Consider the following 25,282-nt stretch of genomic DNA (forward strand, 5'->3'; position numbering starts at 1 on the left):
TCACAAAACGGCCCAGAACCCAGGGGTTTCCCGGGTTCTGGGCCATGACCTCACGGTCGGTGCTATGGCGGCTACGGTGCGGCGCTCAGCTGAGGCGCTCGATGACCATGGCCATGCCCTGGCCGCCGCCGACGCACATCGTCTCCAGGCCGAACTGCTTGTCGTGGAACTGGAGCGAGTTGATGAGCGTGGTGGTGATGCGGGCGCCGGTCATGCCGAAGGGGTGGCCGACGGCGATGGCGCCGCCGTTGACGTTCAGCTTCTCCAGCGGGATGTTCAGGTCGCGGTAGGAGGGGATCACCTGGGCGGCGAACGCCTCGTTGATCTCCACCAGGTCGATGTCGTCGATGGTCAGCCCGGCCCGCCCCAGGGCCTGCTTGCTCGCCTCCACCGGGCCGAGGCCCATGATCTCGGGGGACAGGCCGGAGACGCCGGTCGAGACGATCCGGGCGAGCGGGGTGAGACCGAGCTCGCGGGCCTTGGTGTCGGACATGATCACCAGTGCGGCGGCGCCGTCGTTCAGCGGGCAGCAGTTGGCGGCGGTGACCATGCCGTCGGGGCGGAAGACCGGCTTCAGGCCCTGCACGCCCTCCAGGGTGACGCCGGCGCGGGGGCCGTCGTCCTTGCTGACGACCGTGCCGTCGGGCAGGGTCACCGGGGTGATCTCGCGCTCCCAGAAGCCGTTCTTGATGGCCTCCTCGGCGAGGTTCTGCGAGCGGACGCCGAACTCGTCCATGTCCTGGCGGGTGACGCCCTTGGCGCGGGCCAGGTTCTCGGCGGTCTGGCCCATCGCGATGTACGGGTCGGGCAGCAGGCCGTCCTCGCGCGGGTCGTGCCAGGTGGAGCCCTCGGACTGGGCGGTCTCGGCGGTGCGGGCCTCGGCCTCGGCGAAGAGCGGGTTGTGCGTGCCGGGCATGTCCGAGCTGCCGTAGGCGTACCGGGAGACGGTCTCGACGCCGGCCGAGATGAAGACGTCGCCCTCGCCCGCCTTGATGGCGTGCAGGGCCATGCGGGAGGTCTGCAGGGAGGACGAGCAGTACCGGGTGACGGTGCAGCCCGGCAGGTGGTCCATGCCCATCTGCACCGCGACGATGCGGCCGAGGTTGTGGCCCTGCTCGCCGCCGGGCAGGCCGCAGCCCAGCATCAGGTCGTCGATGTCCTTCGGGTCCAGCTCGGGGACCTTGGCCAGGGCGGCCTGGACGATCGTGGCGGCGAGGTCGTCCGGGCGGAGGTCCTTGAGGGAGCCCTTGACGGCGCGGCCGATGGGGGAGCGGGCGGCTGAGACGATCACGGCTTCGGGCATCACGGCTCCATTGACGTACCGGGTGGTCTGGCGGGGCTGACTGGGAAGTTACCCGTACGTATGGGCTGGGTCACGGGTGTCGCGGTGTGACCCTGGCCGCAGTTTTCTAAGCGCTTGCTTTGTCGGGATGCCCGCCCGTGCGTCAGACCGAGGGCGTCGCGGGTGCCGGTTCCTGCTCGGGCACCCGGCGGCGGCGCCGGCGCTTCAGCAGGGCCCATGGGCCCCGCGGCCCGGTCGGCAGCGCCGCCGCGACCTCCGTACCGGCCTCCGAGGCCGCCTCCGCGGCCGCCCGCGCCACCGGCAGGAAGCCCTCGCGGCGGGAGGCGTCCGGGCGCTCCTCCTCGGCCGGCCAGAGCCCGAGCGCGGCGCAGACGGTCGGCAGCACCGCCATCGCCGCCGTCGCGTAGCCCTCGGCGGACGGGTGGTAGTTGTCCGGGCCGAACAGCTCACGGGGGTTCGCCGCGAACTCGGGACCCAGCAGGTCGCCCAGGGACACGGTGCGGCCGCCCTGCTCGACCACTCCGATCGTCTGGGCGGCTGCCAGCTGGCGGGAGGCCCGTCTGGCCAGCCAGCGCAGCGGCTGCCGGACCGGCTCGATGGTGCCCAGGTCGGGGCAGGTGCCCACCACGACCTCCGCACCGGCCGTGCGCAGCCGGCGTACCGCCGAGGCCAGGCAGCGGACCGAGCGGGTGGCGGGCATGCGGTGGGTGACGTCGTTGGCGCCGACCATGATCACGCAGATGTCGGGCACCGGGCCGGGTCCGGCCAGCACCAGGGCCACCTGGCGGTCCAGGTCGTCGGAGCGGGCCCCCGGCAGCGCCACCGTGCGCAGCTCCACCGGGCGCTCCGCCAGCGCCGCGACCCCCGAGGCGAGCAGCGCCCCCGGCGTCTGCCCGGCCCGGTGCACGCCCTGGCCGGCGGCCGTGGAGTCACCCAGCATGGTCAGCCGCAGCGGCGGGAGCTCGGAGGAGACGGCGTACGTCCGGCCGTACAGCCCGTCCGCGTTCGGCACGTGCCCCGACGTGCCGTTGCCCACGCGGCGCCGGGCCAGCTGCACCTCCGCCAGCACCAGCCCCACGGTGGCCGCCCCGGCCAGCCCGATCCCGCCGCCGCCGTACGCGGCGCCGGCCGCGATCCGCCGGGCCGCCCTCGCCCTCGACATGTTCGGCATGCGTCGCCGCCACCTCCTCGAACCCCTACACCCAGTGCTTGCCCCGTACAGGGGGTCGCCGAATCTCAACGGGGAGTGAACGACCGTCACGGGCGACGGCGAAGTCATAGGCTGGCGGCACCACTACGACCGAATCTTTTGCGGCATCCGGAGACAACGGTGCAATTTCACGACTCGATGATCAGTCTCGTCGGCAACACCCCGCTGGTGAGGCTCAACAGCGTGACCAAGGGCATCAGGGCCACCGTCCTGGCCAAGGTGGAGTACTTCAACCCCGGCGGTTCGGTGAAGGACCGCATCGCCCTGCGCATGATCGAGGCGGCGGAGGAGAGCGGCGCGCTCAAGCCCGGCGGCACGATCGTCGAGCCGACCAGCGGCAACACCGGCGTCGGGCTCGCCATCGTGGCCCAGCAGAAGGGGTACAAGTGCATCTTCGTGTGCCCCGACAAGGTGAGCACCGACAAGATCAACGTGCTGCGCGCGTACGGCGCCGAGGTCGTGGTGTGCCCCACCGCGGTGGACCCCGAGCACCCGGACTCCTACTACAACGTCTCCGACCGGCTGGTCCGTGAGACGCCCGGCGCCTGGAAGCCCGACCAGTACTCCAACCCGAACAACCCGCTCTCCCACTACCACTCCACCGGCCCCGAGCTGTGGGAGCAGACGGAGGGGCGGATCACGCACTTCGTCGCGGGCGTCGGCACCGGCGGCACCATCTCCGGTACCGGCCGCTACCTCAAGGAGGCCAGCGACGGCAAGGTGAAGGTCATCGGCGCCGACCCGGAGGGCTCGGTCTACTCCGGCGGCTCCGGCCGGCCGTACCTCGTCGAGGGCGTCGGCGAGGACTTCTGGCCCACCGCCTACGACCGCACCGTCGCCGACGAGATCGTCGCCGTGTCCGACAAGGACTCCTTCCAGATGACCCGCCGCCTTGCCAAGGAGGAGGGCCTGTTGGTCGGCGGCTCCTGCGGCATGGCGGTCGTCGCCGCGCTGGAGGTCGCCGCTCGGCTCGGCGAGGACGACGTCGTGGTGGTGCTGCTGCCGGACAGCGGCCGCGGCTACCTCAGCAAGATCTTCAACGACGAGTGGATGGCCGACTACGGCTTCCTGGAGGACACCGGCCCGAGCGCCCGCGTCGGCGACGTCCTGGCCGACAAGGAGGGCGACCGCATGCCCTCCCTCGTCCACATGCACCCGGAGGAGACGGTCGGTCAGGCCATCGACGTGCTGCGCGAGTACGGCGTCTCGCAGATGCCCGTCGTCAAGCCGGGCGCCGGGCACCCGGACGTGATGGCCGCCGAGGTCGTCGGGTCCGTGGTCGAACGCGAGCTGCTGGACGCGCTGTTCAGCAAGAACGCCTCACTGGACGACCCGCTGGAGAAGCACATGTCGGCGCCGCTGCCGCAGGTCGGCTCCGGCGAGCCGGTCGCGGACCTGATGGCCGTGCTGGGCAAGGCGGACGCGGCGATCGTCCTGGTCGAGGGCAAGCCCACCGGCGTGGTCAGCCGGCAGGACCTGCTGTCGTTCCTCGCCCGCGGCGGGAAGTGACGGCGAACGCCGGGTGAACGGCCCGCGTACCGGGTGAACCCGTGACGTCCGCGATCTTCGCGGACTTCGCGGAAGTGGTACGAGGGCGTCACGTTCGCGCAGCACCCGCTTAACACGGGTCCTGCACATTGGTGGATGTCGGCAAGGGCGGGAGCGGCTCCCCGCCCCCGCCGGCGCCGTAGGCGTCACGGACCTCCGGAGCGGCTCCCGGACCTCCACCGACGCCACGGACGCGGGGGCCCGGCCCTGACCAGGTCCGCGTCCTTCGCGGGGACCGCCGTCGTCCCGCCCCTCGTTCACGGGGGTGCGGCGGTCCCCGCGCATCTCCTCACCGCGCATCTCCTCACCGGCGGCCCGTCCGGCCCGCCCGGTGTCATGCCGAGTGGCTCGTCGCCCAACTCCCCAGCAGCGCCAGGCGTTCCGCCGTCTCCGAACCCGGTTCCGGGGCGTAGGCCACGATCGTCTGGTCCGGGGCCGACGGGACGGTGAGCGTCTCGTACGGCAGGGTCAGCAGGCCCGCGACCGGGTGCCGCAGCCGCTTCACGCCGTGGTCGCAGGGTTTGACCAGATGGTCGGCCCACAGCCGGCGGAAGTCCTCGCTGGCGCGGGTCAGTTCCCCGACGAGCTCCCCCAGGGCGGCGTCGCCCGGATGGTGGCCCGCCTGCAGCCGGAGGTGGGCGACCGTCTGCTCGGCGATCGCGGTCCAGTCCGGGTAGAGGTCGCGGGAGGCCGGGTCGAGGAAGGTCCGGCGGGGCAGGCTGCGCTCCTCGGGGCCGGTGCCGTCGAAGCCGAGCACGGCGTCCGCGAGGGCGTTCCAGGCGAGGACGGTCATCCGGTGGTCCAGCACGTAGGCCGGGTTGCGGTCCAAGCCGTCCAGGATCAGCCGGACGCCCGGGCGCACTCCCGGTCCGGCCGGTCCGCCGGCGGCCTGGCGCACTCCCGGTCCGGTCGGTCCGCCGGCGGCCTGCCGCCGGGGCCGGGCCACCGCCCGCAGGTACTCACGCTCGGCCCCGTCCAGCCGCAACACCCGCGCGATCGCGTCCAGCACGGCGTCCGAGACGCCCCCGGACCTGGTCCGGGAGGGGCCGCCGGGTCCCCTGCCCTGTTCCAGGCGCACGTAGTAGTCCACGCTGACCCCCGCCAGCTGTGCCACCTCCTCGCGGCGCAGCCCCGGGACGCGGCGCCGGCCGTAGGAGGGCAGCCCCACCTCCTCCGGGCGGATCCGGGCACGGCGCGAGCGCAGGAAGTCTCCCAGTTCTCCGTCCATGCCTTCGAGCGTAGGCGGCCCGGGCCCGGCGAGCCTGGTACTGCCGGTCCCAGGAAAACCGTCGCCCTGGGTACGGCGGCCGCGGGCGCCGAGGGTGGTGGACGAAGCCGGGGAGACGCCCCGGCCCACCGAGGAGAGATCCCATGGCGTACGAGAACCTGGCCGGCCGCACCGCCGTCGTCACCGGAGCCGCGAGCGGCATCGGCGAGGCCGTCGCGGTGCTGCTGGCCGCCGAGGGCGCGCGGGTGGCGCTGCTGGCCCGGCGCGAGGAACGGCTGGCCGCACTCGCCGGGAAGATCCGGGCCGACGGCGGACAGGCCCTGGCCGTCGCCGCCGACGTCACCGACGAGACGTCCGTCGCCGACGCGGTGGACCGGATCCACGCCGAGTACGGTCCCGTCGACCTGGTCGTGAACGCCGCCGGCGTGATGCTGCCGCACCCGGTGGAGGACCGGCGCGCGGACGAGTGGCAGCGGATGCTCGACACCAACGTCGCCGGGGTGCTGCGGATCACCGGTGCCTTCACCGCCGACCTGGTGGGTGCCGCGGAGGCCGGCCGCAGCGCCGACCTGGTGAACATCTCGTCGATCGCCGCGCACATGAGCTTCCCGAACTACGCGGTGTACGGCGCGACCAAGGCGGCCGTCACGTATCTGTCGGAGGCGCTGCGCGGGGAGTTCGGGCCGAGGGACGTCCGGGTCACCAACATCGAGCCGGGGTTCGTCGAGAGCGAGCTGCGCACGCACATCTCCGACGCGGAGCTGTCCCGGCAGGTGGAGGGCATGCTGGACGCGGTGGGCGCGCTGTCCGCCGAGGAGCTGGCCGACCTGGTCGCCTACGCGACGAGCCGGCCGCGCCGGGTCAACCTGCGGCAGATCGTGGCCCTGCCGACACGGCAGGCCTGACCGCCGGGGCGTCCTCAGTCCTCCCAGTCGCTCTCCTGGGAGGACTTGCGGCGGCGTCCGAACAGGTTCGGGTTGGTGCGGGCGGCCTGCACGAGGTTGACGCCGACGATGCCCGCCCAGGCGACGAGCAGACCGGGCAGCCGGGCCACGCCCCCGCCGATCGCGGACAGCGGCACCGCGAGGACGAGGGAGACGATCCCGAAGCCGAAGCGCTCGCCCCAGGAGTCCGTGGCCCTCGGCGTCCGGGAGTCCCGGGCCGTCTGCATCTGCTGCTCGGCGAGCTGCCGGCGCACCCGGCGCTCGACCGCGCCGTCGATCCGCTGGTCGACCTTCTCCAGGAACGATTCGACCAGCGCCGGCTCGTACTCCTCGCCCAGCTCCCTGCGGGCGTGCAGCGTGGCGTCGAGTTCCTTCTTCAGCTCGGTGTCCCGCGCGTCCATTCCGCTCATGCCGTCCACGGTAGGCAGCGGGGAGGGCGGCCGCACTGGGGTTAGCCCCCCTGTCGGAGCGGTGGGCTGCCGAGGCGGGACCGGCCCGCCCCCGCCGAGGTCCGCGCGCCTGCCGCCGCTTGCCGGTCTGCATATGCTCATGCAGAATCCTCAGCTACTGAATAGGCGAGGGGGAGCACGCCATGAGCGCGACCGACAGCCCTGCCGCGCGGCTGCAGGCGCTCTTCGAGGGCCACCGGCTGACGCCCACCCAGCGGCGCATCGCGCACAGCATGGTGCGCCGCGCCGCCGACGTGCCGTTCCTGTCGAGCGTGGAGCTCGCCGAGCTGGCCGGCGTCAGCCAGCCCTCCGTGACGCGCTTCGCCGTCGCCCTCGGCTTCGACGGCTACCCCGCCCTGCGCCGCCACCTGCGCGAGGTCGCCCCCGCGGAACCGGCGGGGGAGGCCGCGTCGGCCAACGAGTACCAGCAGGCCGTCGAGGCCGAGATCGAGAACCTGCGGCACCTGGCGGAGGCGCTCGCCGACCCCACTCCCGTGCGGCGCGCCGGGCGCCTGCTCGCGGCCTCCCGCCCGCTGCCCGTCCTCGGACTGCGGGCGGCGGCCGCCCAGGCTCACGGCTTCGCCTACTTCGCCGCCAAGGTCCACCCCGACGTACGGCTCCTCAACGAGGGCGGCACGGTCCTCGCCGACCGCATCGACTCCGCCGTCCGCGCCGGTGCCTCCGCCCTGCTGTGCTTCGCGCTGCCCCGGCACCCCCGCGAGGTCGTCGACACCCTCGCCTACGCCCGGGAGTGCGGCCTGACCGTCGTCACGGTCGCCGACTCCGCCTTCGCCCCCGTCGCCAAGGTGTCCGACCTGCTCGTCCCCGCCGCCGTCGGCACCGGCCTGGCCTTCGACACGGCCTGCGCCCCGATGCTGCTCGGCCGGGTGCTGCTGGAGGCCATGTGCGACGACCTGCCCGAGGCCCAGGCCCGGCTGGAGGAGTTCGACGCCAAGGCGGCGGCCCGGGGCCTGTTCGTCGACTGACGGCACCGGCTCGCGCTTCTCATCCTCGTCTCACGTTGCGTCGCTAACCTGCGTCTCCTACAACACTCTTCGGACGCTTCGGGTACCGGACGGAGGCTGATCGACATGCGTGGAGGACATGGACTGGCCCGGGTGGCCGTCGTCGTACGGGCGGGTGCCGCCCCGCTGTGGTGGCTCGGGGTCCTGGCGGCCGGCATCGGCCTGCTGCCCGGGGGACTCACCGGCCGCCGGATCGGCGTGCTGACGGGAGCGGCCCTCTTCCTCCTGGCCGCGGCCGCGGTGGCCACCGCCCGCCGCAGGCGCTACACGGCCCTGGCCGCCTCGGCCGCCCGGGCCGGCAAGCACGACGTGCTCCAGGACCGTGCGGTCACGGCCCGCAACTGGCGCCGCGCACACCGCTGGTGGCTCCTGCTGGCCTTCCTGGCCGCCCTGGGCACCTCGTTCGCGCTGCCGGCCGCGGGCGGCATGCTGCTGGCCGGCTGCGGAGCGGGCCTGCGGCTGAAGGCGGCGTGGCTGGGCCGCCGCGAGCGCGCGGACGAGGTGCTGCTGTGGGTCCGCGTGGACTGGCTGCGCGCGGGCGCGGCCCGTCCGACGGGCAAGCAGGTCAAGGCGTTCCGCAGCACCGGCATCGCGGCGGGCGACGCGGCCCCCGGCGGAACCCGCAGGAAGACGGCGGTCCCCGGCGGACATCGGAGGAAGACACCGGCCCTCGTCTGACCGACGGCGAGGACACGCCCCCTCGGGGGCGCGGGGAACTGCGCGATCAGCCCCCACGCCCCCGCAGCCGCCCCACCACGGCACTCCCGCGGCGCTCAGGCCAACGCGTCCACCTGCGCCCCGCCGGACTCCGCGACGACCTCCTCCACGGTCTGCGCCTCCCGCACCACCGCGAACCGCCCCCCGGGCCAGAACCCGTACACCCCGGGCCGCACCAGCGAGTTGTACCCGTAGTGGTGCGCGAAGTAGTACGCCCCCGTGTCCAGCGCCGCCGCGTAGTCCCCCTGCTCCAGCAGCGGCATGGAGCGCCCCTCCGCCAGCAGGTCCCCCGCGAAACAGGCCGGGCCCGCGACGTCCTGCACCACGACGGGCCCCTCCTTCACCCGGCCCTTCGCGTCGTACGCCGCGATCCGCAGCGGCCAGCTCCCCGGCGCGTACACCGTCCGCGCCGCCACCTGCACCCCGGCGTGCGTCACGGCGACCGCCCGCCCACCGGAGGTCTTCGCGTACTCGACCCGGGCCAGCACCGTCCCGTGCTTCGCCAGCAGGGACCGGCCGAACTCGGTGACGAGCCCGTACCGCCCGTCGAACAGCCCCGGCACCTCCTCGGCCAGCATCCGCGCGTACTGCGCGTACGTCGGCGTCGTCGCGTCCGACGCGAAGTTCACCGGCAGGCCGCCGCCGATGTCGAGCGTGTCGACCTGCCGCCGCCCGGCCCGCCGGTTGATCTCCTCGGCCAGCGCGTACGCCTCCGCCACACCCCGCGCCATCAGGGACAGCGGGATGCCCTGGGACCCGGTGTGCGTGTGCAGCCGGGTCAGCCACGGACGGTCCAGATACGCCTGGACGACCCACTCCCGCGCCCCCTCGTCCCGCAGCGCCACCCCGAACTTGGACGTGGCCGTCGCCGTGGACAGCGCCTCGATGGCACCCCCGCCGAGCTGCGGGTTCACCCGGATCCCGAGCGGGGAGCGGGCGGGGCGGGTGCGCATCAGGGCGTCGATGCGGGCCAGCTCCTGCGGGTTGTCGGCGTTGACCGCGATGCCTGCGTCCAGCGCCTCACGCAGTTCGGCCGGTGTCTTCGCGGGCGAGTCGAGCACCGTCATCCCGACCGGCACCCCGGCCGCCCGGGCCAGCGCCAGCTCGCCCGGGCTCGCCACCTCCGCGCCGACGCCCTCCTCGCGCAGCAGCCGCAGCACCGGCACCAGCGGGGTCGCCTTCACCGCGAAGGCGTGCAGCACCGGTGTGCCCGGCGCGGTCACCGCCTCGAACGCCGCCCGCAGCCCCGCGGCCGACTCCCGGATGCCGACGACGTCCAGCAGTCCCACCAGGGGCCGGTCCGGCCCCAGCAGCCCCTGCTCGACCGCGGCCCGCACCGCCTCGTCCCGCCGGGCCACCCGCCCGGCCCCGGAGCCGTCCGTCTCGTCCGTTTCCCTGTGTGCGCCCATACGCCCAGCCAAACATCCACGCCCCGGCCGCGCCGACGTCCCCGCGTATTGACTAGCTCTATTCATGAGTCCAGGATGTGAATAGAAGCAGCAACATCCGCCGGGAGACCCCACCAGGAGGCAGACCATGTCCGGACCCCGCCCCGTCCGAGCGCCGCGCGGCACGGAACCGAGCGCCCTCGGATGGCAGCAGGAAGCCGCCCTGCGGATGCTGCAGAACAACCTCGACCCGGAGGTCGCCGAACACCCCGACCAGCTCGTCGTCTACGGCGGCACCGGCAAGGCCGCCCGCGACTGGCGCTCCTTCGACGCCATGGTCCGCACCCTCAAGAGCCTGAAGCAGGACGAGACCATGCTCGTCCAGTCCGGCCGCCCGGTCGGCGTCATGCAGACCCACGAGTGGGCCCCGCGCGTCCTCATCGCCAACTCCAACCTCGTGGGCGACTGGGCCAACTGGGAGGAGTTCCGCCGCCTCGAACAGCTCGGCCTGACCATGTACGGCCAGATGACCGCCGGCTCCTGGATCTACATCGGCACCCAGGGCATCCTCCAGGGCACCTACGAGACCTTCGCCGCCGTCGCCGCGAAGAAGTTCGGCGGCACCCTCGCCGGCACGATCACGCTGACCGCCGGCCTCGGCGGCATGGGCGGCGCCCAGCCCCTCGCCGTGACGATGAACGACGGCGTCGCCCTGTGCATCGACTGCGACCCGCGCGCGATCGAGCGCCGCATCGAGCACCGCTACCTGGACGTGAAGGCCGACAGCCTGGACCACGCCCTCCGGCTGGCCACCGAGGCCCGCGACGCCCGCCGCCCGCTGTCCATCGGCGTCCTCGGCAACGCCGCCGAACTCCTCCCGCAGCTCCTCGCCATGGGCGCGCCCATCGACATCGTCACCGACCAGACCTCGGCGCACGACCCGCTGGCCTACCTCCCGCTCGGCGTCGACTTCGACGAGATGGCCTCCTACGCCGCCAAGGACCCGGCCGGCTTCACCACCCGCGCCCGTGAGTCCATGGCGAAGCACGTCGAGGCCATGGTCGGCTTCCAGGACGCCGGCGCCGAGGTCTTCGACTACGGCAACTCCATCCGCGGCGAGGCCCAGCTCGCCGGGTACGACCGGGCGTTCGCCTTCCCCGGCTTCGTCCCCGCCTACATCCGCCCCCTGTTCTGCGAGGGCAAGGGCCCCTTCCGCTGGGCGGCCCTGTCCGGCGAGGCCTCCGACATCGCCAAGACCGACAAGGCGATCCTCGACCTCTTCCCGGAGAACGAGTCCCTGGCCCGCTGGATCAAGATGGCCGGGGAGCGGGTCCACTTCCAGGGCCTGCCCGCCCGCATCTGCTGGCTCGGCTACGGCGAGCGCGACAAGGCCGGCGAGCGCTTCAACGACATGGTCGCGAGCGGTGAGCTGGCCGCCCCGGTCGTCATCGGCCGCGACCACCTCGACTGCGGCTCCGTCGCCTCCCCTTACCGCGAGACCGAGGCCATGCTCGACGGCTCCGACGCGATCGCCGACTGGCCGCTGCTCAACGCCATGGTCAACGTGGCCTCCGGCGCGTCCTGGGTCTCCCTCCACCACGGCGGCGGCGTCGGCATGGGGCGGTCGATCCACGCCGGGCAGGTGACCGTGGCCGACGGCACCCCGCTCGCCGAGGAGAAGATCCGCCGCGTCCTGACCAACGACCCCGGCATGGGCGTCATCCGGCACGTGGACGCCGGGTACGACATCGCCGAGTCCGTCGCCGGTGAGCGCGGTGTCCGCATCCCGATGCGCGAGGGTGACCAGGCGTGACCTTCCACAGCATGTGGGCGGAGCTGCTGCCGATCGGCCGCAGCCCCGCCTCCGGCGGCTACCGCCGCTTCGCCTGGACCGGCGCCGACCGGGACTGCCGGGCCTGGTTCAAGGAACAGGCCGAGACCCGCGGGCTCGGCTACGAGACCGACCGCAACGGCAACCAGTGGGCCTGGCTCGGCGACCCCGCCCGCGGCGACGCCGTCGTCACCGGCTCGCACCTCGACTCCGTCCCCGACGGCGGCGCCTTCGACGGACCCCTGGGCGTCGTGTCGTCCTTCGCCGCCCTCGACGAACTCCGGGCCAGGGGAGCGGAGCCCACCAGGCCGCTCGGCATCGTCAACTTCGGTGACGAGGAGGGCGCCCGGTTCGGCCTCGCCTGCGTCGGCTCCCGGCTCACGGCCGGGCAGCTCACCGTCGCGGACGCCCACCGGCTCACCGACGGGGACGGCATCACCCTGCCCCGGGCCATGGAGGCCGCCGGCCACGACCCGGACACCATCGGGCCCGACCCCGAACGGCTCGCCCGCATCGGCGCCTTCGTCGAACTCCACGTCGAACAGGGCCGGGCCCTGGACCTGTCCGGCGACCGGGTCGGCATCGCCAGCGCGATCTGGCCGCACGGCCGGTGGCGGTTCGACTTCGCCGGCGAGGCCAACCACGCCGGCACCACCCGGCTCGCCGACCGGCGCGACCCCATGCTCGCCTACGCCGAGACCGTGCTCGCCGCCCGCCGCGAGGCCGAACTCGCCGGAGCCGTCGCCACCTTCGGCAAGATCGCCGTGGAGCCCAACGGCGTCAACGCCATCCCCTCGCTGGTGCGCGGCTGGCTCGACTCGCGCGCCGCCGGCCAGGACCGCCTGGACGCCGTGGTCACCGGTGTGCGCGAGGCCGCCGAGGAGTACGCCGCCGCGCACGGGGTCGATCTCGCCGTCGTGCGGGAGTCCTTCACGCCGGTCGTCGAGTTCGACCACGCCCTGCGCGACGAACTCGCCCGCATCCTCGGCAAGGACCGCGACCCGCAGCTCACGGTCCCCGTCCTCGGCACCGGCGCCGGACACGACGCCGGAATCCTCTCCGGGAGCATCCCGACCGCCATGCTGTTCGTGCGCAACCCCACGGGCGTCTCGCACTCCCCGGCCGAATTCGCCGCCGAGGACGACTGCGTGGCCGGAGTGCTCGCCCTCGCCGACGTACTGGAAGGACTGGCGTGCAGGTGACGCGGACGTACTGGCTGGAGCACGCCTGGCTCGGCACCCACGTCGAGCCGGGCGTGGTCCTGGAGACCGCCGAGGGGCGCATCACCGCCGTCCGGACCGAGGTGACCGCCCCGCCCCCCGGCGCCGAGCCCCTGCGCGGCCTCACCCTGCCCGGCCTGGCCAACGCCCACAGCCACGCCTTCCACCGCGCCCTGCGCGGCACCGCCCAGGTGGGCTCCGGCACCTTCTGGACCTGGCGCGAGGTCATGTACTCCGTCGCCGACCGGCTGACCCCGGACACCTACCACGCCCTCGCCCGGGCCGTGTACGCCGAGATGGCCCTCGCCGGCATCACGTCCGTCGGCGAGTTCCACTACGTCCACCACGCCCCGGGCGGCACCCCGTACGCCGACCCGAACGCCATGGGCGAGGCCCTCGTCGCGGCCGCCGCCGAGGCCGGCATCCGGATCACCCTCCTCGACGCCGCCTACCTCTCCTCCGGCTTCGGGCAGCCGCCCAACCGCCACCAGCTCCGCTTCTCCGACGGGGACGCCGACGCCTGGGCCGCACGCTGTTCACTTCTCAAGGAACGGGATCACGCACGGATCGGGGCGGCGATCCACTCGGTGCGGGCCGTGCCCGCCGGCCAGCTGGAGACCGTCGCGCGCTGGGCCGAGGAGCGGCGGGCCCCGCTCCATGTGCACCTGTCCGAGCAGACCGCCGAGAACGACGCCTGCCGGGAAGCCCACGGCTGCACCCCGACCCAGCTCCTCGCCCTGCACGGTGTGCTCGGGCCGCGCACCACCGGCGTCCACAACACCCACCTGACCGCCGAGGACATCTCCCTCATCGGCGCCAGCTCCACCGGCACCTGCATGTGCCCGACGACCGAGCGCGACCTGGCCGACGGCATCGGACCCGCCGTCGCCCTGCAGAACGAGGGCTCCCCGCTCTCCCTGGGCTCCGACAGCCACGCCGTCATCGATCTGCTGGAGGAGGCGCGGGCGATGGAGCTCAACGAGCGCCTGCGCACCCGCACCCGGGGGCACTGGACGGCCGCCGCCCTGCTGCGGGCCGCCTCGGCCGACGGTCACGCGGCCCTCGGCTGGGACGAGGCGGGCTCCCTGGAGCCCGGCGCGCTCGCCGACTTCACGACGATCGCCCTCGACTCGGTCAGGACGGCAGGGCCGCTTCCGCGGCTCGGGGCCGAGACGGCCGTATTCGCCGCGTCGGCAGCGGACGTGTCGCATACGGTCGTGGCAGGGCGGCATGTCGTACGGGACGGGGCGCACACGCTCGTGCCGGACGTGCCGCGCGCCCTCGCCGAAGCCGTCGCAGCCCTGCGCGGATGACCCCGGGCCGCCCGCCCGCGCGGCCCGGCTCCGCCCCCGCACCCGACCCCACCGCCGACCAGGCCACCAAGGACGCCATGAGCAACGCGACGACCGTCAGCCCCGCCCACTCCGCGAGCACCGCAAGCACGCTCATCACCAACATCGCCGCCCTGGTCACCAACGACCCCTCCCTCGGTGACGGTTCCCCCCTCGGACTGGTCCACGACGCAGCGGTCGCCATCGAGGGCGACCGCGTCGTGTGGACCGGTGATCACAGGAAAGCACCCGCCACTGACAATCGGGTCGACGCCGAAGGCCGGGCCGTCATCCCCGGCTTCGTCGACTCCCACTCCCACCTCGTCTTCGCGGGCGACCGGACGCAGGAGTTCAACGCCCGCATGTCGGGCCGCCCTTACAGCGCCGGCGGCATCCGCACCACGGTCGCCGCCACCCGGGCGGCGAGCGACGGGGAACTGGAGGCCAGCGTCACCCGTTACCTCGCCGAGGCCCTCCGCCAGGGCACCACCACGTTCGAGACCAAGTCCGGCTACGGCCTGACCGTCGAGGACGAGGCCCGCGCCCTGCGCATCGCCGCCGCCCACACCGACGAGGTCACCTACCTCGGCGCCCACATCGTGCCGCCGGACTACGCGGAGGACCCCGCCGGCTACGTCGCCCTGGTCACCGGCGAGATGCTCGACGCCTGCGCGCCGCACGCCCGCTGGATCGACGTCTTCTGCGAGAAGGGCGCCTTCGACGGCGACCAGGCCCGCGCGATCCTCACCGCGGGCAAGGCCAGGGGACTGCACCCGCGCATCCACGCCAACCAGCTCTCCTACGGCCCCGGCGTGCAGCTCGCCGTCGAACTCGACGCGGCCAGCGCCGACCACTGCACCCACCTCACCGACGCGGACGTCGACGCCCTGGCGCACAGCCGGACGGTCGCGACGCTGCTGCCCGGCGCCGAGTTCTCCACGCGGGCCGCCTGGCCGGACGCGCGGCGGCTGCTGGACGCGGGCGTCACGGTCGCCCTGTCCACGGACTGCAACCCCGGCTCGTCCTTCACCTCGTCCGTGCCGTTCTGCGTCGCGCTCGCCGTCCGGGACATGGGGATGACCCCGGACGAGGCCGTCTGGTCGGCCACCGCGGGCGGCGCCGCGGCCCTGCGCCGCACCGACGTGGGCCGTCTCACCCCGGGCGCCTGTGCCGACCTGGTGCTCCTGGACGCGCCGAGCCACGTCCACCTCGCCTACCGGCCTGGCGTCCCGCTGGTCAGCGGCGTGTGGCGGCGCGGGGAGCGCGTGGTGTGAGAGGGCGGGGACGGATCGAGGCACTGGCCGGCGCCGCTCCTGGTGAACCAGCTGCTCGGCGTCCCGGGCGTGGTGCCGTTCTGGCTGCTCTGGTACGTCACGGTCAACGGGCCGCTGGCCGCGCTCGGCTGGACCACGCGGGAACCCACGGAGAACGACGGCATGGCCCTCTGGCTCGTGATCGTCGTCCCCGTCGTGACGCTGTACGGGCTGATCTGGTGGCTCGCCAACACACCGCTGCGGCGCCGGACGGCGCTCGCGCCGCGCGCCTACTGGGCCGTGAGCCTGACGGCCCCGCTCGTCCCGACGGCGGCGCTGATCCTCAACACGTGAGAAAGGGGAGCGGCACGTGCCGGGGGGCGGGCCCTGAGGCCCGCCCCCGGAAGGACACGATCACCCGGTGAGGCTCACTCCTCGACCGTCAGCCCCTTGCGCAGCCGCACCAGCGTCCGCGACAGCAGACGCGAGACGTGCATCTGCGAGATGCCGAGCTCCTCGCCGATCTCCGACTGGGTCATGCCGGCGACGAACCGCAGCGACAGGATCTTCCGGTCGCGCGGCGGGAGTTCCGCTATCAGCGGCTTCAACGACTCGACGTACTCGATGCCTTCGAGCCCGTGGTCCTCGTAGCCGATGCGGTCCGCGAGCGCGCCCTCGGAGTCGTCCTCCTCCGGCTGGGCGTCCAGCGAGGAGGCGGTGTACGCGTTGGACGCGGCCATGCCCTCGACGACCTCGTCGTTGGTGATGCCGAGGCGCTCGGCCAGTTCGTGCACCGTCGGGGCGCGGTCCAGCTTCTGCGCCAGCTCGTCACCGGCCTTGGCCAGGTCGAGCCGCAGTTCCTGGAGCCGGCGCGGTACGCGCACCGACCACGAGGTGTCACGGAAGAATCGCTTGATCTCGCCGATGATGGTCGGCATCGCGAACGTGGGGAACTCGACCCCGCGGGACAGCTCGAAGCGGTCGATCGCCTTGATCAGGCCGATGGTGCCGACCTGGATGATGTCCTCCATCGGTTCGCTGCGGGAGCGGAACCGCGAGGCGGCGAACTTGACCAGGGCCAGATTCAGTTCGACGAGCGTGTTGCGGACGTACGAGTACTCGGCGGTGCCTTCCTCCAGCGACTCCAGCCGCTCGAAGAGGGTCTTGGACAGCGCCCGGGCGTCGACCGCGTCGACTTCCTCGTACGGCGGGATGTCCGGAAGTCCGGAGAGAAGGTCGTCGGATGTGACGAGCGTCTCGTCCTTCTCGATGGGATCCAGATGTTCCGGAGGGGGTGTCGACGTCGCTTTGTGGGTACGCGATGCGTCGAGCCGGGGTGACATGATGTCCTCCATCGTTCTCGGCATATGGCTGCCGGAGCCAGTACGTGCACTGCGGTGTGCGGCGCCTCCAAAGCCGGCCGTGTCGGTTACGTGTCCTTACTAGGCCTACCCGCTTCCGTGAGCCGACCGCAAGTGCGCTCTGCGGGCTTATGTCCGTTTGTGTGCGGTTGTTCGGGTGTCGGAGTGTGTGAGGAAGGCGTAGTGTTCGAGGGCGTCAGCAACAGCCACGACGTCGGGAGAGAGAGACGGCATGGACCGCGGGACGGTCGGCAGCGCACAGTCTGGCCGGCTTCTGGTGGAGGTGCGGGAAGAGGGCCCCAGTGCCGTCGTGACCCCGGCGGGTGAGTTGGATCACCACACCGCCGATCTGTTGCGCGAGCCACTCGAGGACTGTCTCGCCAAGGGATTCAAGCGTCTGGTCATCGACTGCACGCGCCTTGAGTTCTGCGACTCCACGGGGCTGAACGTGCTTCTCGGGGCGCGCCTGAAGGCCGAGGCCGCCGGTGGCGGTGTGACGCTCGCCGGGATGCAGCCGGTGGTGGCACGCGTGTTCGAGATCACCGGGGCGGATGCGGTTTTCACTGTTCATGACACGCTTGAGGCGGCCCTCGCCGACAGGTCGGGCTGACCGGCGTGCCCCGGCCCGCCACGCCCCCGACGTACCCCTGTGACCGGTGTCCTACCCCCGTCACGGGTTTCGTGCGCAATACAGGGGTGTTCCCCGGGTCCGCCCGGGCAGGAGTCATCCTGAGCCTGTCGACCACGGGGTGACCGGGGGTGCTGTGAAACCGACGTGCCGCGCACTGCGTGACTGACTGTGTACTGAAATCTTTTGAATCGTGAACTGGTGAATCGGTGAGGTGAAGCGCTGATGAGCACCACCCGGCCTTACTCGCCGGGCGACCGCGGGCCGGAGCCCAGCGGCGCTTCCGGGGCGTCCGAGGGTGGCGTGACGGCGGCCGGTCCGGCCGGCGAGGGCATGGCCGCGCAGGACGGAGCCGCGGCTCCGCCGGGTGGCCCGCAGGTGCGCCGGCTGAGCTTCGAGGGGGAGAGCGGCGTCGTCCCGCTCGCGCGCGACTTCACCCGCCAGGCGCTGTACGCGTGGGGCTGGCTGCCCGCCGCCTCCGCCGACCAGCGGGCCGCCGCCGAGGACGTCCTGCTGGTCGTCTCCGAGCTGGTCACCAACGCCTGTCTGCACGCCGAGGGGCCCGAGCGGCTCCAGATCACCTGCGACAACAAGGTGATCCGCATTGAGGTGACCGACCGCGGCACCGGCCAGCCGGCCCCGCGCACGCCCCACCGGGCGGGCCGCCCGGGCGGTCACGGCATGTTCATCGTCCAGCGTCTGTGCCTGGACTGGGGCGTCGTACGCACGCCGGGGGTCGGCGGCAAGACGGTGTGGGCGGAACTGGGCGCACCGGCCTGACAGCGGGGCCACGCGCCCCCACGGCCCGCGTTCCTCCACGGCCCGCGTTCCTCCATGGCCCGCGTTCCTTCACGGCCCGCGTTCCTTCACGGCCCGCGTTCCTTTCAGCCGGCCGCTTCCGGGCCGGCTGCTTCCGGGGCGGCCGCTTACGGGTTCCTCTTCCGTCCGCGTCCCGGCCGAGTGCCCTCCGTACCGCCGAACGGGTGAGCCGAGCCCGGCCGGGCTCGAACGCGCCTTCGCCGAACCTCCCCTCATACGTCACGCGCCGCGCGCCGGATCGCCACGGATCCGGCGTGCCCTGTGTCTTCCTTCCTCATCCCGCCGGGCGTACCTTGACGGCCCCATCTGATACGCCGTCAGGTACAGGAAGGGGAGCGGCACCGTGTCGTACCGGAAACGAACCGCCGCGCTCGCGTCCGCCGCGGCCCTGGCCGGCTCGGCGGTGTGGATGTCCGCCCCCGTGGCCCGGGCCGAGGTCGTCGACGTCGACTACCAGTGCAAGACGCCGATCGGCGACAAGAGCGCCGTCTCGCCCATCGACATCGAGGGCGTCGAGAGCGGCGACGGCTACCGGATCACCATGTCCTGGCAGAAGGGCGTCTCCTCCAGCCCGGTCGAACTGGGCAAGGGCGCGATGACGCCGAGCGCCACGATCGCGCTGGGCGGTGCGGACAGCGGCACCCTGACGGTGACCGGGCCCGCCAACGACGCCGCGATCCCGGCCAACACGCCCATCAAGATCAGCGACCTGAGCGGCACGTACACGCCTGAGAAGAGCGGCGAGGTCACGTTCACGGCGGGTGTGCTCACCATCAAGGCGCTCGGTACGACCACCACGTGCACGCCGACGAACGACCCGGGCCCGTCCCTGACCCTCGACGTCGCGGCCGGGAGCGGTGCCGGTGACGGCCCGACCGGCACGACGGGCACGACCGGTTCCGACCAGGGCGGCGGCCCCGGCGCCCGGCTCCCGGACACCGGCCCCGAGGACTCGGCGCTCGCCCTGGGCACCCTGGGCGGCACGGTCCTCCTCGCCGGCGCGGCAGGCACCCTGTGGCTGACCCGGCGTCACCGAGCAGCCCACGCGGACCGCTGAGCCCGGCGTAGGGCCGAACCGGGGCGTACGGCCGAACCCAGGCCGGAGGACGCCGCCACGCCGCGGGCTCCGGCGCTGTCATGCCATGGGCACCGGAGCCGTCCGCATGTCGTCCGACGAGCGCTGTCGCTGGAGTCGCTGATGCCCTCCGTTCTTCGCCTTCCGTCGCTGACCGTGGCCGTCCTGCTGCTGTTCGCGCTGGTGGCGGCCGGTGCCGGGCCCGTCGGGGCGGTGGAGCGGCCCGTCGTGGAGCTGTCCGGGACGCAGGCGGGCGCCGGCGGCGAGATCACCGTCTCGGGCAGCGGCTGGCGTCCCCGCGCCCTGCTGACGCTGCTGGTGTGCGGGCAGGCCGAGCCGGACCGGGGCGTCACCGGCGGCACCGACTCCTGCGCCAACGCCGACGGCCGGGCCGTGACCACCGATGCCGAGGGGCGGTTCCGCCGCAGGCTGCCCGTCGTCGAGCCGCCCGTGCCCTGCCCCTGCGTGGTGCACGTGGCGACCGCGACCGGCGCCGATGCCGAGGCCGACGCGGCGCTCCAGGTCGCCGGGCACGCCGTCGAGCCGCTGCCCGCCGAACCGTCCGGCGGGCGGCTCTCCCTGCTCGCCGGCACCCGGCTGCGCGGCTCCGGCAGCCTGCTCACCTGGTTCGGCTCCCCGCCCGCCCGGACCCTCGTGGTCACCATCGGCAACGTCGGCACGTCCCCCGTGCGGAACCCGGTCTTCCAGGTCGGCACCTCGCACGGCGTCTTCGCCCCGCAGTGGCAGGACCAGCGGTGGCGCGGCACGATCCCGCCCGGCGGCAGGGCGCGCATCGAGCTGCCCGTGGAACTCGCCGCCGGGGCGCACGGCGACTACACCGTCTCCCTGAAGTACGGCGGCAAGGTCCTGGCCGAGCACCCCTGGGGCGTGGGCCGCCCCTGGGGCGTGATCCTGTTCTGGGCCCTCGTCCTGCTGGTCGTGCCGGCGGCGCTGTTCCGCCTGGCCCTGGCCGTGCTCGACCACGCGCGTCCCCGCAGCCCGGGCCACGCGGCCCGCCCCGCCCGCCGCCCGTGGCGCCTGCCCGGCCCGCCCCGGCGCCCCTCGGCCCTGCCGTGGGTCGCGTCCGACGCCGACCCGCCGGGAAGCCGCAGGTCGTGACAGGCGCGAAGGGCATACGCGAGGGCCGCCGCACCCACAGGTGCGGCGGCCCTCGTCACGCTCCGGTGGCCGGCGTCAGTGGACGTCGCCCATCAGGGCCTTGACCTTCCGGCGGTACATGTACACCGCGATACCCGCGAGGGCGGCCAGCACGGCCTCCGCGGCGACCGCGCCGGTGCCGCTGAGGTCCACGCCGCCGACGGCCGGGTTGGAGAGCAGACCCGTCACCGAGTCGCCCGCCGTGACCGCGAGGAACCAGACGCCCATCATCTGGCTGGCGTACTTCGCCGGGGCCATCTTCGTGGTCACCGACAGGCCGACCGGGGAGAGGCACAGCTCGCCGACCGTCTGGATCAGGTAGATGCCCACCAGCCACATCGGGCTGACCAGCTTCTCGCCGTCGGCCATGCCCAGCGGCAGCAGGAAGAAGAAGAACGAGACACCGATGAAGAACAGCGCCGCGGCGAACTTGGCGACGGTGCTCGGCTCCTTGCCCTTGCGGTTGAGCCACAGCCAGATCCAGGCGAAGACCGGGGCCAGCGCCATGATGAAGACCGGGTTCAGCGACTGGTACCAGGAGGACGGGAAGTCGAAGCCGAGCAGCGAGCCGGATGCCTTCGTCTCACCGAACGCCTGGACCGTGGAACCGCCCTGGTCGTAGATCATCCAGAACACGGCGGCCGCGACGAAGAACCAGATGTAGCCGGTCATCTTCGACTGCTCGACGTCGCTCAGTTCCTTGTCCCGCTTGATGCGGATCAGCACGCCGGCCGGGATGACCAGGCCGATCACGGTGAGCGGGATCATCGCCCAGTTGAGCGTGAAGTGACCGGTGAAGCCCACGACGCCGTAGAAGACGGTCGCGACGATCAGCCACAGCAGGCCCTTGCGCAGCCAGGCGGTGCGCTCCTCGGCGGCCAGCGGCTTGGGCACGACGTTGCTCTGCGGGCTCAGGTTGCGGGTGCCGAGCAGGAAGGCGATCAGGCCGATGCCCATGCCGAGCGCGGCCAGACCGAAGCCGAGGTGCCAGCTGACCTGCTGGCCGACGGTGCCGATGATCAGCGGCGCGAAGAAGGCACCCATGTTGATGCCCATGTAGAAGATCGTGAAGCCGCCGTCACGGCGCGGGTCGTCCGGGCCGTCGTAGAGGTGGCCGACCATCGTGGAGATGTTGGCCTTCAGCAGGCCGGAGCCGAGCGCCACCAGCGCCAGACCGGCGAAGAAGGGCGCCTGGCCGCCGGGCAGGGCCAGCACCAGGTGGCCCGCCATGATCGTGACGGCCGCGATCGCCACCGTCTTGCGCGGTCCCCAGACGCGGTCGCCGAGCCAGCCGCCGGGCATGGCGAGCAGGTACACCATCGACAGGTAGACCGAGTAGATGGCCGTCGTCGTGGCGAGGTCCATGCCCAGACCGCCGCCCATGCTGCCCTTCTTGGCGTCCGGACCGCCGGAGAGCAGGTACACGACGAGCAGGGCACGCATGCCGTAGAAGCTGAAGCGCTCCCACATCTCGGTCATGAAGAGGGTGGCCAGTCCGCGGGGGTGGCCGAAGAAGGTCTTCTCGGAGCCGGGGGTGCCCGGGCGGGCCGAGTCCTTCGTCAGGCTGGACGCCATGGTCGTTCCTTGCTGCTCGGGACGCGCCGTCCGCGACAGCGGCGGTGCGCCCGGTGGGGGCTGCCGGCACCGGCGGGTACGGCCGTCCGCCCGACGCCTACGGGGGTCCGCTCCGGATCACGAAGCGGTGGGCGGTCGCCACCGGGATCCACGCCTCTACGCGCGTCGCCGCACGACGAGGCCCGGCCACAGGTCGTTTCACGTGGGGGGCCGGCGGCAGACCGGCCCGCACACAAAAGAGACCTCCAGGGCCAACGGCCTCCGAAGGTCGCCAGGGTGCTACAGGCGTTGTTTCACCATACGGCAGGACACCGCCGGATATGGAAGGACTTGAGACATGGATCACAGGCGCCAAGGGAACCGTACGCCCCTTTTCCAAGGTCCTTTACCGGATCCCACCCCTCAGGCGCAGGTCCGCCCCGGTTCCCCACGGGCGTGAGAACACGGTGTGGAGGCGGTAAGAACCGAGGCTTCCGGTCACACCCCGGCTCCGGGCCCCGCAGGTCTACCATCACCACATGACCCGAGTACTGCTCGCCGAGGACGACGCGTCCATCTCGGAGCCGCTGGCCCGTGCTCTGCGCCGGGAGGGCTACGAGGTCGAGGTGCGTGAGGACGGACCCACCGCTCTCGACGCCGGAATGCAGGGCGGCGTCGACCTGGTCGTGCTCGACCTGGGTCTGCCCGGCATGGACGGTCTGGAGGTGGCCCGCCGCCTGCGTGGCGAAGGCCACAGCATCCCCATCCTCATCCTGACCGCGCGCGCCGACGAGGTGGACACGGTCGTCGGGCTCGACGCGGGCGCCGACGACTACGTCACCAAGCCGTTCCGGCTGGCCGAGCTGCTCGCCCGCGTCCGGGCCCTGCTGCGGCGCGGCGCCGCCGAGCCGCAGCAGCCGCCCGCCACCCACGGCGTGCGCATCGACGTCGAGTCGCACCGCGCCTGGATGGGCGAGGAGGAGCTGCAGCTCACCGCCAAGGAGTTCGACCTGCTGCGGGTGCTGGTGCGCGACGCCGGCCGGGTCGTCACCCGCGACCAGCTGATGCGCGAGGTCTGGGACACCACCTGGTGGTCGTCGACCAAGACCCTCGACATGCACATCTCCTGGCTGCGCAAGAAGCTCGGCGACGACGCGGCCAACCCGCGCTACATCGCCACCGTGCGCGGTGTGGGCTTCCGCTTCGAGAAGAGCTGAGCCGCGGAAGCGGCACGGGTGAGCGGGTAAGCGGAACAGGCACGGACGAAGCGGGTAACAGGACATGCGCCGCCGACTGATCCAGTCCACGCTCGCCGTGGTGCTGGTCGTGATCGCCGTCTTCGGGGTCTCGCTCGTCATCGTCGAGACCCGGACGATCAGCAACAGCGCCCGGGAGCGGGTGGAGTCCGAGGCGGTGCGGCTGGCCAGCATCGTCGACAGCCGGCTGTTCGTCGCCCAGCAGGTCGACGCGGAGGTGCTGCGCAAGCAGATCACGCAGGACCGCTACTACGCGGTGATCCGCATCCCCGGCGAGGCGCCCATCGAGGTCGGCCCCAAGCCGTCCGGCGACGTCATCGAGGCGACCGCGCCCGGCGAGGAGGGCGAGACGGTCACGGTGCAGGAGCCGCGCTCCTCGGTGACGCGGGAGGTGGGCCGGACGCTGCTGATCATCGCCCTGGTGGCGCTGCTGGCGGTGGTGGCCGCCGTCCTGCTGGCCGTGCGCCAGGCCAACCGGCTGGCGTCGCCGCTGACCGACCTCGCGGAGACCGCCGAGCGGCTCGGCTCGGGCGACCCGCGCCCGCGGCACAAGCGCTACGGCGTGCCCGAGCTGGACCGGGTCGCGGACGTGCTGGACGGCTCCGCCGAGCGCATCGCGCGCATGCTGACCGCGGAGCGGCGGCTCGCGGCCGACGCCTCCCACCAGCTGCGCACCCCGCTGACGGCGCTGTCCATGCGGCTGGAGGAGATCACCCTCACCGACGACCCGGACACGGTGAAGGAGGAGGCGACGATCGCGCTCACGCAGGTCGAGCGGCTCACGGACGTCGTGGAACGGCTGCTGACCAACTCGCGTGATCCGCGCACCGGCTCCGCCGTCACCTTCGACCTCGACGAGGTCATCCAGCAGCAGCTCGCCGAGTGGCGTCCCGCCTACCGCAGCGCCGGCCGGGCCATCGTCAGCTCCGGCAAGCGGCACCTGGAGGCGGTCGGCACGCCGGGCGCGGTCGCGCAGGTGCTGGCCGCGCTGATCGAGAACTCGCTGATGCACGGGGGCGGCACCGTCGCGCTGCGCACCCGTGTCACCGGCAACCAGGCCGTCATCGAGGTCACGGACGAGGGCCCGGGCATCCCTGCCGACCTGGGCGCCCGCATCTTCGAGCGGGCGATCAGCGGCCGCAACTCCACGGGCATCGGGCTCGCGGTCGCCCGCGACCTGGCGGAAGCCGACGGCGGCCGTCTGGAGATGCTGCAGACCACGCCCCCGGTGTTCGGCCTGTTCCTGTCCCGCACGGCCGTCCGCAAGACGGCGGACGGCGACGACGAGCCGATGATCCGCTGACCCCGCGCCGACCGGGCCGCTGAGCCCTGCGCCGACCGGGCCGCTGACCGCTGCGCCGACCGGGCTGCCGTTCCATCCGCCGACCCGACCGCCGGCCGGCTACGGCACCCGCTGCCGGGTGCGCTGCTCCCGCTCCAGGATCGACTCCGCGTCCGCCACCGCCTCCCGGGCGGGCAGCGCGCGGAACACCCAGGTGCGGTACGACCAGAAGCGGAAGAGCGTGGCGACGCCGATGCCGACGAACTTGAAGACGTTGTTCTGCAGCGGGGTGTCCCAGCCGAAGCCGTAGGTCGCCGTGTACAGGACGCCGTTCTCGATGACCAGGCCGACCGCGCTGAACAGCAGGAACAGGGTCAGCTCCCGCGTGCGGCGGGACTTGTCGCGGTCGCGGTAGGTGAAGTACCGGAACCCGACGTAGTTGAAGACGATCGCCACCACGGTCGCGATGACGCTCGCGCGGACCACCGGGAGGTCGGTGACGTGCCGCACCAGGTTGAACACCAGCAGGTTGACCAGCACGCCGGCCCCGCCCACCGCGCCGAACTTGGCGACCTCGTGGACGAGCCGCCGGAGCCGCGAAGCACCATGTCCCATGGTCGTGCAGGCCCCCGTCCGTGGTTGGCGTCAACCCAGCCATGCTAACCACCCTCGCGCGCGATCTTCCTGCGCATGCCGGTCGAC

The 25,282-nt window shown here is 72.9% G+C and carries 23 protein-coding genes; 15 read left to right on the forward strand and 8 right to left on the reverse strand.

The genetic code is table 11. The features are described from left to right. Positions 1–85: 85 nt before the first annotated feature. Positions 86–1,303: an acetyl-CoA C-acetyltransferase gene (locus tag CHR28_RS12040; protein WP_094053541.1), complete on the reverse strand. Its 1,218-nt coding sequence runs from the start codon at positions 1,301–1,303 to the stop codon at positions 86–88. 142 nt (positions 1,304–1,445) lie between these two features. Beyond that, positions 1,446–2,474, reverse strand: a complete 1,029-nt coding sequence (locus tag CHR28_RS12045; protein ID WP_094053542.1) for an SGNH/GDSL hydrolase family protein — start codon at positions 2,472–2,474, stop codon at positions 1,446–1,448. A gap of 159 nt (positions 2,475–2,633) precedes the next feature. Between CHR28_RS12045 and CHR28_RS12050 the strand changes: the two genes are divergently transcribed. Beyond that, the gene (locus CHR28_RS12050; protein WP_094053543.1) at positions 2,634–4,022 is read left to right on the forward strand and encodes a cystathionine beta-synthase; all 1,389 of its coding nucleotides are present in this window, start codon (positions 2,634–2,636) and stop codon (positions 4,020–4,022) included. A gap of 373 nt (positions 4,023–4,395) precedes the next feature. Here the strand turns inward: CHR28_RS12050 and CHR28_RS12055 are convergent, their stop codons facing one another. After that, positions 4,396–5,289, reverse strand: a complete 894-nt coding sequence (locus CHR28_RS12055; RefSeq protein ID WP_094053544.1) for a helix-turn-helix transcriptional regulator — start codon at positions 5,287–5,289, stop codon at positions 4,396–4,398. 143 nt (positions 5,290–5,432) lie between these two features. Between CHR28_RS12055 and CHR28_RS12060 the strand changes: the two genes are divergently transcribed. Beyond that, positions 5,433–6,194: an SDR family oxidoreductase gene (locus CHR28_RS12060; RefSeq protein ID WP_094053545.1), complete on the forward strand. Its 762-nt coding sequence runs from the start codon at positions 5,433–5,435 to the stop codon at positions 6,192–6,194. Between the two features lie 14 nt (positions 6,195–6,208). Here the strand turns inward: CHR28_RS12060 and CHR28_RS12065 are convergent, their stop codons facing one another. Next, positions 6,209–6,634: a hypothetical protein gene (locus CHR28_RS12065; RefSeq protein ID WP_179272408.1), complete on the reverse strand. Its 426-nt coding sequence runs from the start codon at positions 6,632–6,634 to the stop codon at positions 6,209–6,211. A 191-nt stretch (positions 6,635–6,825) separates the two neighbouring features. On the opposite strand from CHR28_RS12065, the gene CHR28_RS12070 reads away from it, so the two are divergent. Together CHR28_RS12070 and CHR28_RS12075 are read left to right on the forward strand one after the other, a co-directional pair. Beyond that, positions 6,826–7,668, forward strand: a complete 843-nt coding sequence (locus CHR28_RS12070) for a MurR/RpiR family transcriptional regulator (RefSeq protein ID WP_094053547.1) — start codon at positions 6,826–6,828, stop codon at positions 7,666–7,668. Between the two features lie 105 nt (positions 7,669–7,773). After that, positions 7,774–8,385: a hypothetical protein gene (locus tag CHR28_RS12075; RefSeq protein WP_094053548.1), complete on the forward strand. Its 612-nt coding sequence runs from the start codon at positions 7,774–7,776 to the stop codon at positions 8,383–8,385. Between the two features lie 95 nt (positions 8,386–8,480). Here the strand turns inward: CHR28_RS12075 and CHR28_RS12080 are convergent, their stop codons facing one another. After that, on the reverse strand, positions 8,481–9,833 hold the full coding sequence (locus CHR28_RS12080) for a diaminopimelate decarboxylase (RefSeq protein ID WP_256984226.1): 1,353 nt from the start codon (positions 9,831–9,833) through the stop codon (positions 8,481–8,483). A gap of 127 nt (positions 9,834–9,960) precedes the next feature. Here CHR28_RS12080 and hutU point away from each other — a divergent pair, with 127 nt between their 5' ends. The 5 genes from hutU to CHR28_RS12105 are packed head-to-tail and all read left to right on the forward strand — an operon-like array spanning position 9,961 to position 15,801. After that, a complete protein-coding gene (gene hutU, locus CHR28_RS12085) occupies positions 9,961–11,625 on the forward strand; it encodes a urocanate hydratase (protein WP_094053550.1) in 1,665 nt (554 codons plus the stop codon). Further along, complete coding sequence (locus CHR28_RS12090) at positions 11,622–12,845, forward strand: allantoate amidohydrolase (RefSeq protein WP_094053551.1); 1,224 nt, start codon at positions 11,622–11,624, stop codon at positions 12,843–12,845. The genes hutU and CHR28_RS12090 overlap by 4 nt, the downstream gene beginning before the upstream one ends. Beyond that, positions 12,836–14,176: a formimidoylglutamate deiminase gene (locus tag CHR28_RS12095; RefSeq protein ID WP_094053552.1), complete on the forward strand. Its 1,341-nt coding sequence runs from the start codon at positions 12,836–12,838 to the stop codon at positions 14,174–14,176. The genes CHR28_RS12090 and CHR28_RS12095 overlap by 10 nt, the downstream gene beginning before the upstream one ends. After that, positions 14,173–15,468 (forward strand): imidazolonepropionase, encoded by a 1,296-nt coding sequence (hutI, locus tag CHR28_RS12100; protein ID WP_094053553.1) that lies wholly within the window; start codon positions 14,173–14,175, stop codon positions 15,466–15,468. The genes CHR28_RS12095 and hutI overlap by 4 nt, the downstream gene beginning before the upstream one ends. A 42-nt stretch (positions 15,469–15,510) precedes the next feature. Then, the gene (locus CHR28_RS12105) at positions 15,511–15,801 is read left to right on the forward strand and encodes a hypothetical protein (RefSeq protein ID WP_373453345.1); all 291 of its coding nucleotides are present in this window, start codon (positions 15,511–15,513) and stop codon (positions 15,799–15,801) included. 74 nt (positions 15,802–15,875) lie between these two features. Here CHR28_RS12105 and CHR28_RS12110 read toward each other — a convergent pair whose 3' ends face one another. Then, a complete protein-coding gene (locus CHR28_RS12110) occupies positions 15,876–16,802 on the reverse strand; it encodes an RNA polymerase sigma factor SigF (RefSeq protein WP_179272405.1) in 927 nt (308 codons plus the stop codon). A gap of 238 nt (positions 16,803–17,040) precedes the next feature. Between CHR28_RS12110 and CHR28_RS12115 the strand changes: the two genes are divergently transcribed. The 4 genes from CHR28_RS12115 to CHR28_RS12130 all read left to right on the forward strand — a co-directional run bounded on the left by CHR28_RS12115 (position 17,041) and on the right by CHR28_RS12130 (position 20,449). Next, complete coding sequence (locus CHR28_RS12115; RefSeq protein WP_094053555.1) at positions 17,041–17,418, forward strand: STAS domain-containing protein; 378 nt, start codon at positions 17,041–17,043, stop codon at positions 17,416–17,418. A gap of 243 nt (positions 17,419–17,661) precedes the next feature. After that, positions 17,662–18,216 carry an ATP-binding protein gene (locus tag CHR28_RS12120; protein WP_094053556.1) on the forward strand — a complete coding sequence of 185 codons (555 nt, stop codon included), beginning with the start codon at positions 17,662–17,664 and terminating at the stop codon, positions 18,214–18,216. A 382-nt stretch (positions 18,217–18,598) separates the two neighbouring features. Continuing rightward, complete coding sequence (locus CHR28_RS12125; protein WP_094053557.1) at positions 18,599–19,312, forward strand: LPXTG cell wall anchor domain-containing protein; 714 nt, start codon at positions 18,599–18,601, stop codon at positions 19,310–19,312. Positions 19,313–19,453: 141 nt separating this feature from the next. Beyond that, positions 19,454–20,449, forward strand: coding sequence for a hypothetical protein (locus CHR28_RS12130; protein ID WP_094053558.1), 996 nt, complete (start codon positions 19,454–19,456; stop codon positions 20,447–20,449). A gap of 75 nt (positions 20,450–20,524) precedes the next feature. Here CHR28_RS12130 and CHR28_RS12135 read toward each other — a convergent pair whose 3' ends face one another. Then, complete coding sequence (locus CHR28_RS12135) at positions 20,525–22,063, reverse strand: peptide MFS transporter (protein WP_094053559.1); 1,539 nt, start codon at positions 22,061–22,063, stop codon at positions 20,525–20,527. A gap of 518 nt (positions 22,064–22,581) precedes the next feature. Here CHR28_RS12135 and CHR28_RS12140 point away from each other — a divergent pair. Continuing rightward, a complete protein-coding gene (locus CHR28_RS12140; RefSeq protein ID WP_010034575.1) occupies positions 22,582–23,259 on the forward strand; it encodes a response regulator transcription factor in 678 nt (225 codons plus the stop codon). A gap of 64 nt (positions 23,260–23,323) precedes the next feature. Then, positions 23,324–24,601, forward strand: coding sequence for an ATP-binding protein (locus tag CHR28_RS12145; RefSeq protein ID WP_094053560.1), 1,278 nt, complete (start codon positions 23,324–23,326; stop codon positions 24,599–24,601). 99 nt (positions 24,602–24,700) lie between these two features. On the opposite strand, the gene CHR28_RS12150 is transcribed toward CHR28_RS12145, so the two are convergent. Further along, entirely contained in the window at positions 24,701–25,195 is a 495-nt protein-coding gene (locus CHR28_RS12150; protein ID WP_094053561.1) for a GtrA family protein, read from the reverse strand. Positions 25,196–25,282: the final 87 nt, after the last annotated feature.

It is taken from the genome of Streptomyces sp. XY006, assembly GCF_002237655.1.
Taxonomy (GTDB): Bacteria; Actinomycetota; Actinomycetes; order Streptomycetales; family Streptomycetaceae; genus Streptomyces; species Streptomyces levis.

What these genes read in the sequence shown, in the direction of transcription:
- CHR28_RS12115 (WP_094053555.1), top strand. Translation starts at nt 17,041, where the DNA reads ATGGACCGCGGGACGGTCGGCAGCGCACAGTCTGGCCGGCTTCTGGTG.
- CHR28_RS12040 (WP_094053541.1), bottom strand. Translation starts at nt 1,303, where the DNA reads ATGCCCGAAGCCGTGATCGTCTCAGCCGCCCGCTCCCCCATCGGCCGC.
- CHR28_RS12135 (WP_094053559.1), bottom strand. Translation starts at nt 22,063, where the DNA reads ATGGCGTCCAGCCTGACGAAGGACTCGGCCCGCCCGGGCACCCCCGGC.
- CHR28_RS12065 (WP_179272408.1), bottom strand. Translation starts at nt 6,634, where the DNA reads ATGGACGCGCGGGACACCGAGCTGAAGAAGGAACTCGACGCCACGCTG.
- CHR28_RS12110 (WP_179272405.1), bottom strand. Translation starts at nt 16,802, where the DNA reads ATGGAGGACATCATGTCACCCCGGCTCGACGCATCGCGTACCCACAAA.
- CHR28_RS12130 (WP_094053558.1), top strand. Translation starts at nt 19,454, where the DNA reads ATGCCCTCCGTTCTTCGCCTTCCGTCGCTGACCGTGGCCGTCCTGCTG.
- CHR28_RS12075 (WP_094053548.1), top strand. Translation starts at nt 7,774, where the DNA reads ATGCGTGGAGGACATGGACTGGCCCGGGTGGCCGTCGTCGTACGGGCG.
- CHR28_RS12045 (WP_094053542.1), bottom strand. Translation starts at nt 2,474, where the DNA reads ATGCCGAACATGTCGAGGGCGAGGGCGGCCCGGCGGATCGCGGCCGGC.
- CHR28_RS12140 (WP_010034575.1), top strand. Translation starts at nt 22,582, where the DNA reads ATGACCCGAGTACTGCTCGCCGAGGACGACGCGTCCATCTCGGAGCCG.
- hutU (WP_094053550.1), top strand. Translation starts at nt 9,961, where the DNA reads ATGTCCGGACCCCGCCCCGTCCGAGCGCCGCGCGGCACGGAACCGAGC.
- CHR28_RS12055 (WP_094053544.1), bottom strand. Translation starts at nt 5,289, where the DNA reads ATGGACGGAGAACTGGGAGACTTCCTGCGCTCGCGCCGTGCCCGGATC.
- hutI (WP_094053553.1), top strand. Translation starts at nt 14,173, where the DNA reads ATGACCCCGGGCCGCCCGCCCGCGCGGCCCGGCTCCGCCCCCGCACCC.
- CHR28_RS12150 (WP_094053561.1), bottom strand. Translation starts at nt 25,195, where the DNA reads ATGGGACATGGTGCTTCGCGGCTCCGGCGGCTCGTCCACGAGGTCGCC.
- CHR28_RS12060 (WP_094053545.1), top strand. Translation starts at nt 5,433, where the DNA reads ATGGCGTACGAGAACCTGGCCGGCCGCACCGCCGTCGTCACCGGAGCC.
- CHR28_RS12080 (WP_256984226.1), bottom strand. Translation starts at nt 9,833, where the DNA reads ATGGGCGCACACAGGGAAACGGACGAGACGGACGGCTCCGGGGCCGGG.
- CHR28_RS12120 (WP_094053556.1), top strand. Translation starts at nt 17,662, where the DNA reads ATGAGCACCACCCGGCCTTACTCGCCGGGCGACCGCGGGCCGGAGCCC.
- CHR28_RS12070 (WP_094053547.1), top strand. Translation starts at nt 6,826, where the DNA reads ATGAGCGCGACCGACAGCCCTGCCGCGCGGCTGCAGGCGCTCTTCGAG.
- CHR28_RS12145 (WP_094053560.1), top strand. Translation starts at nt 23,324, where the DNA reads ATGCGCCGCCGACTGATCCAGTCCACGCTCGCCGTGGTGCTGGTCGTG.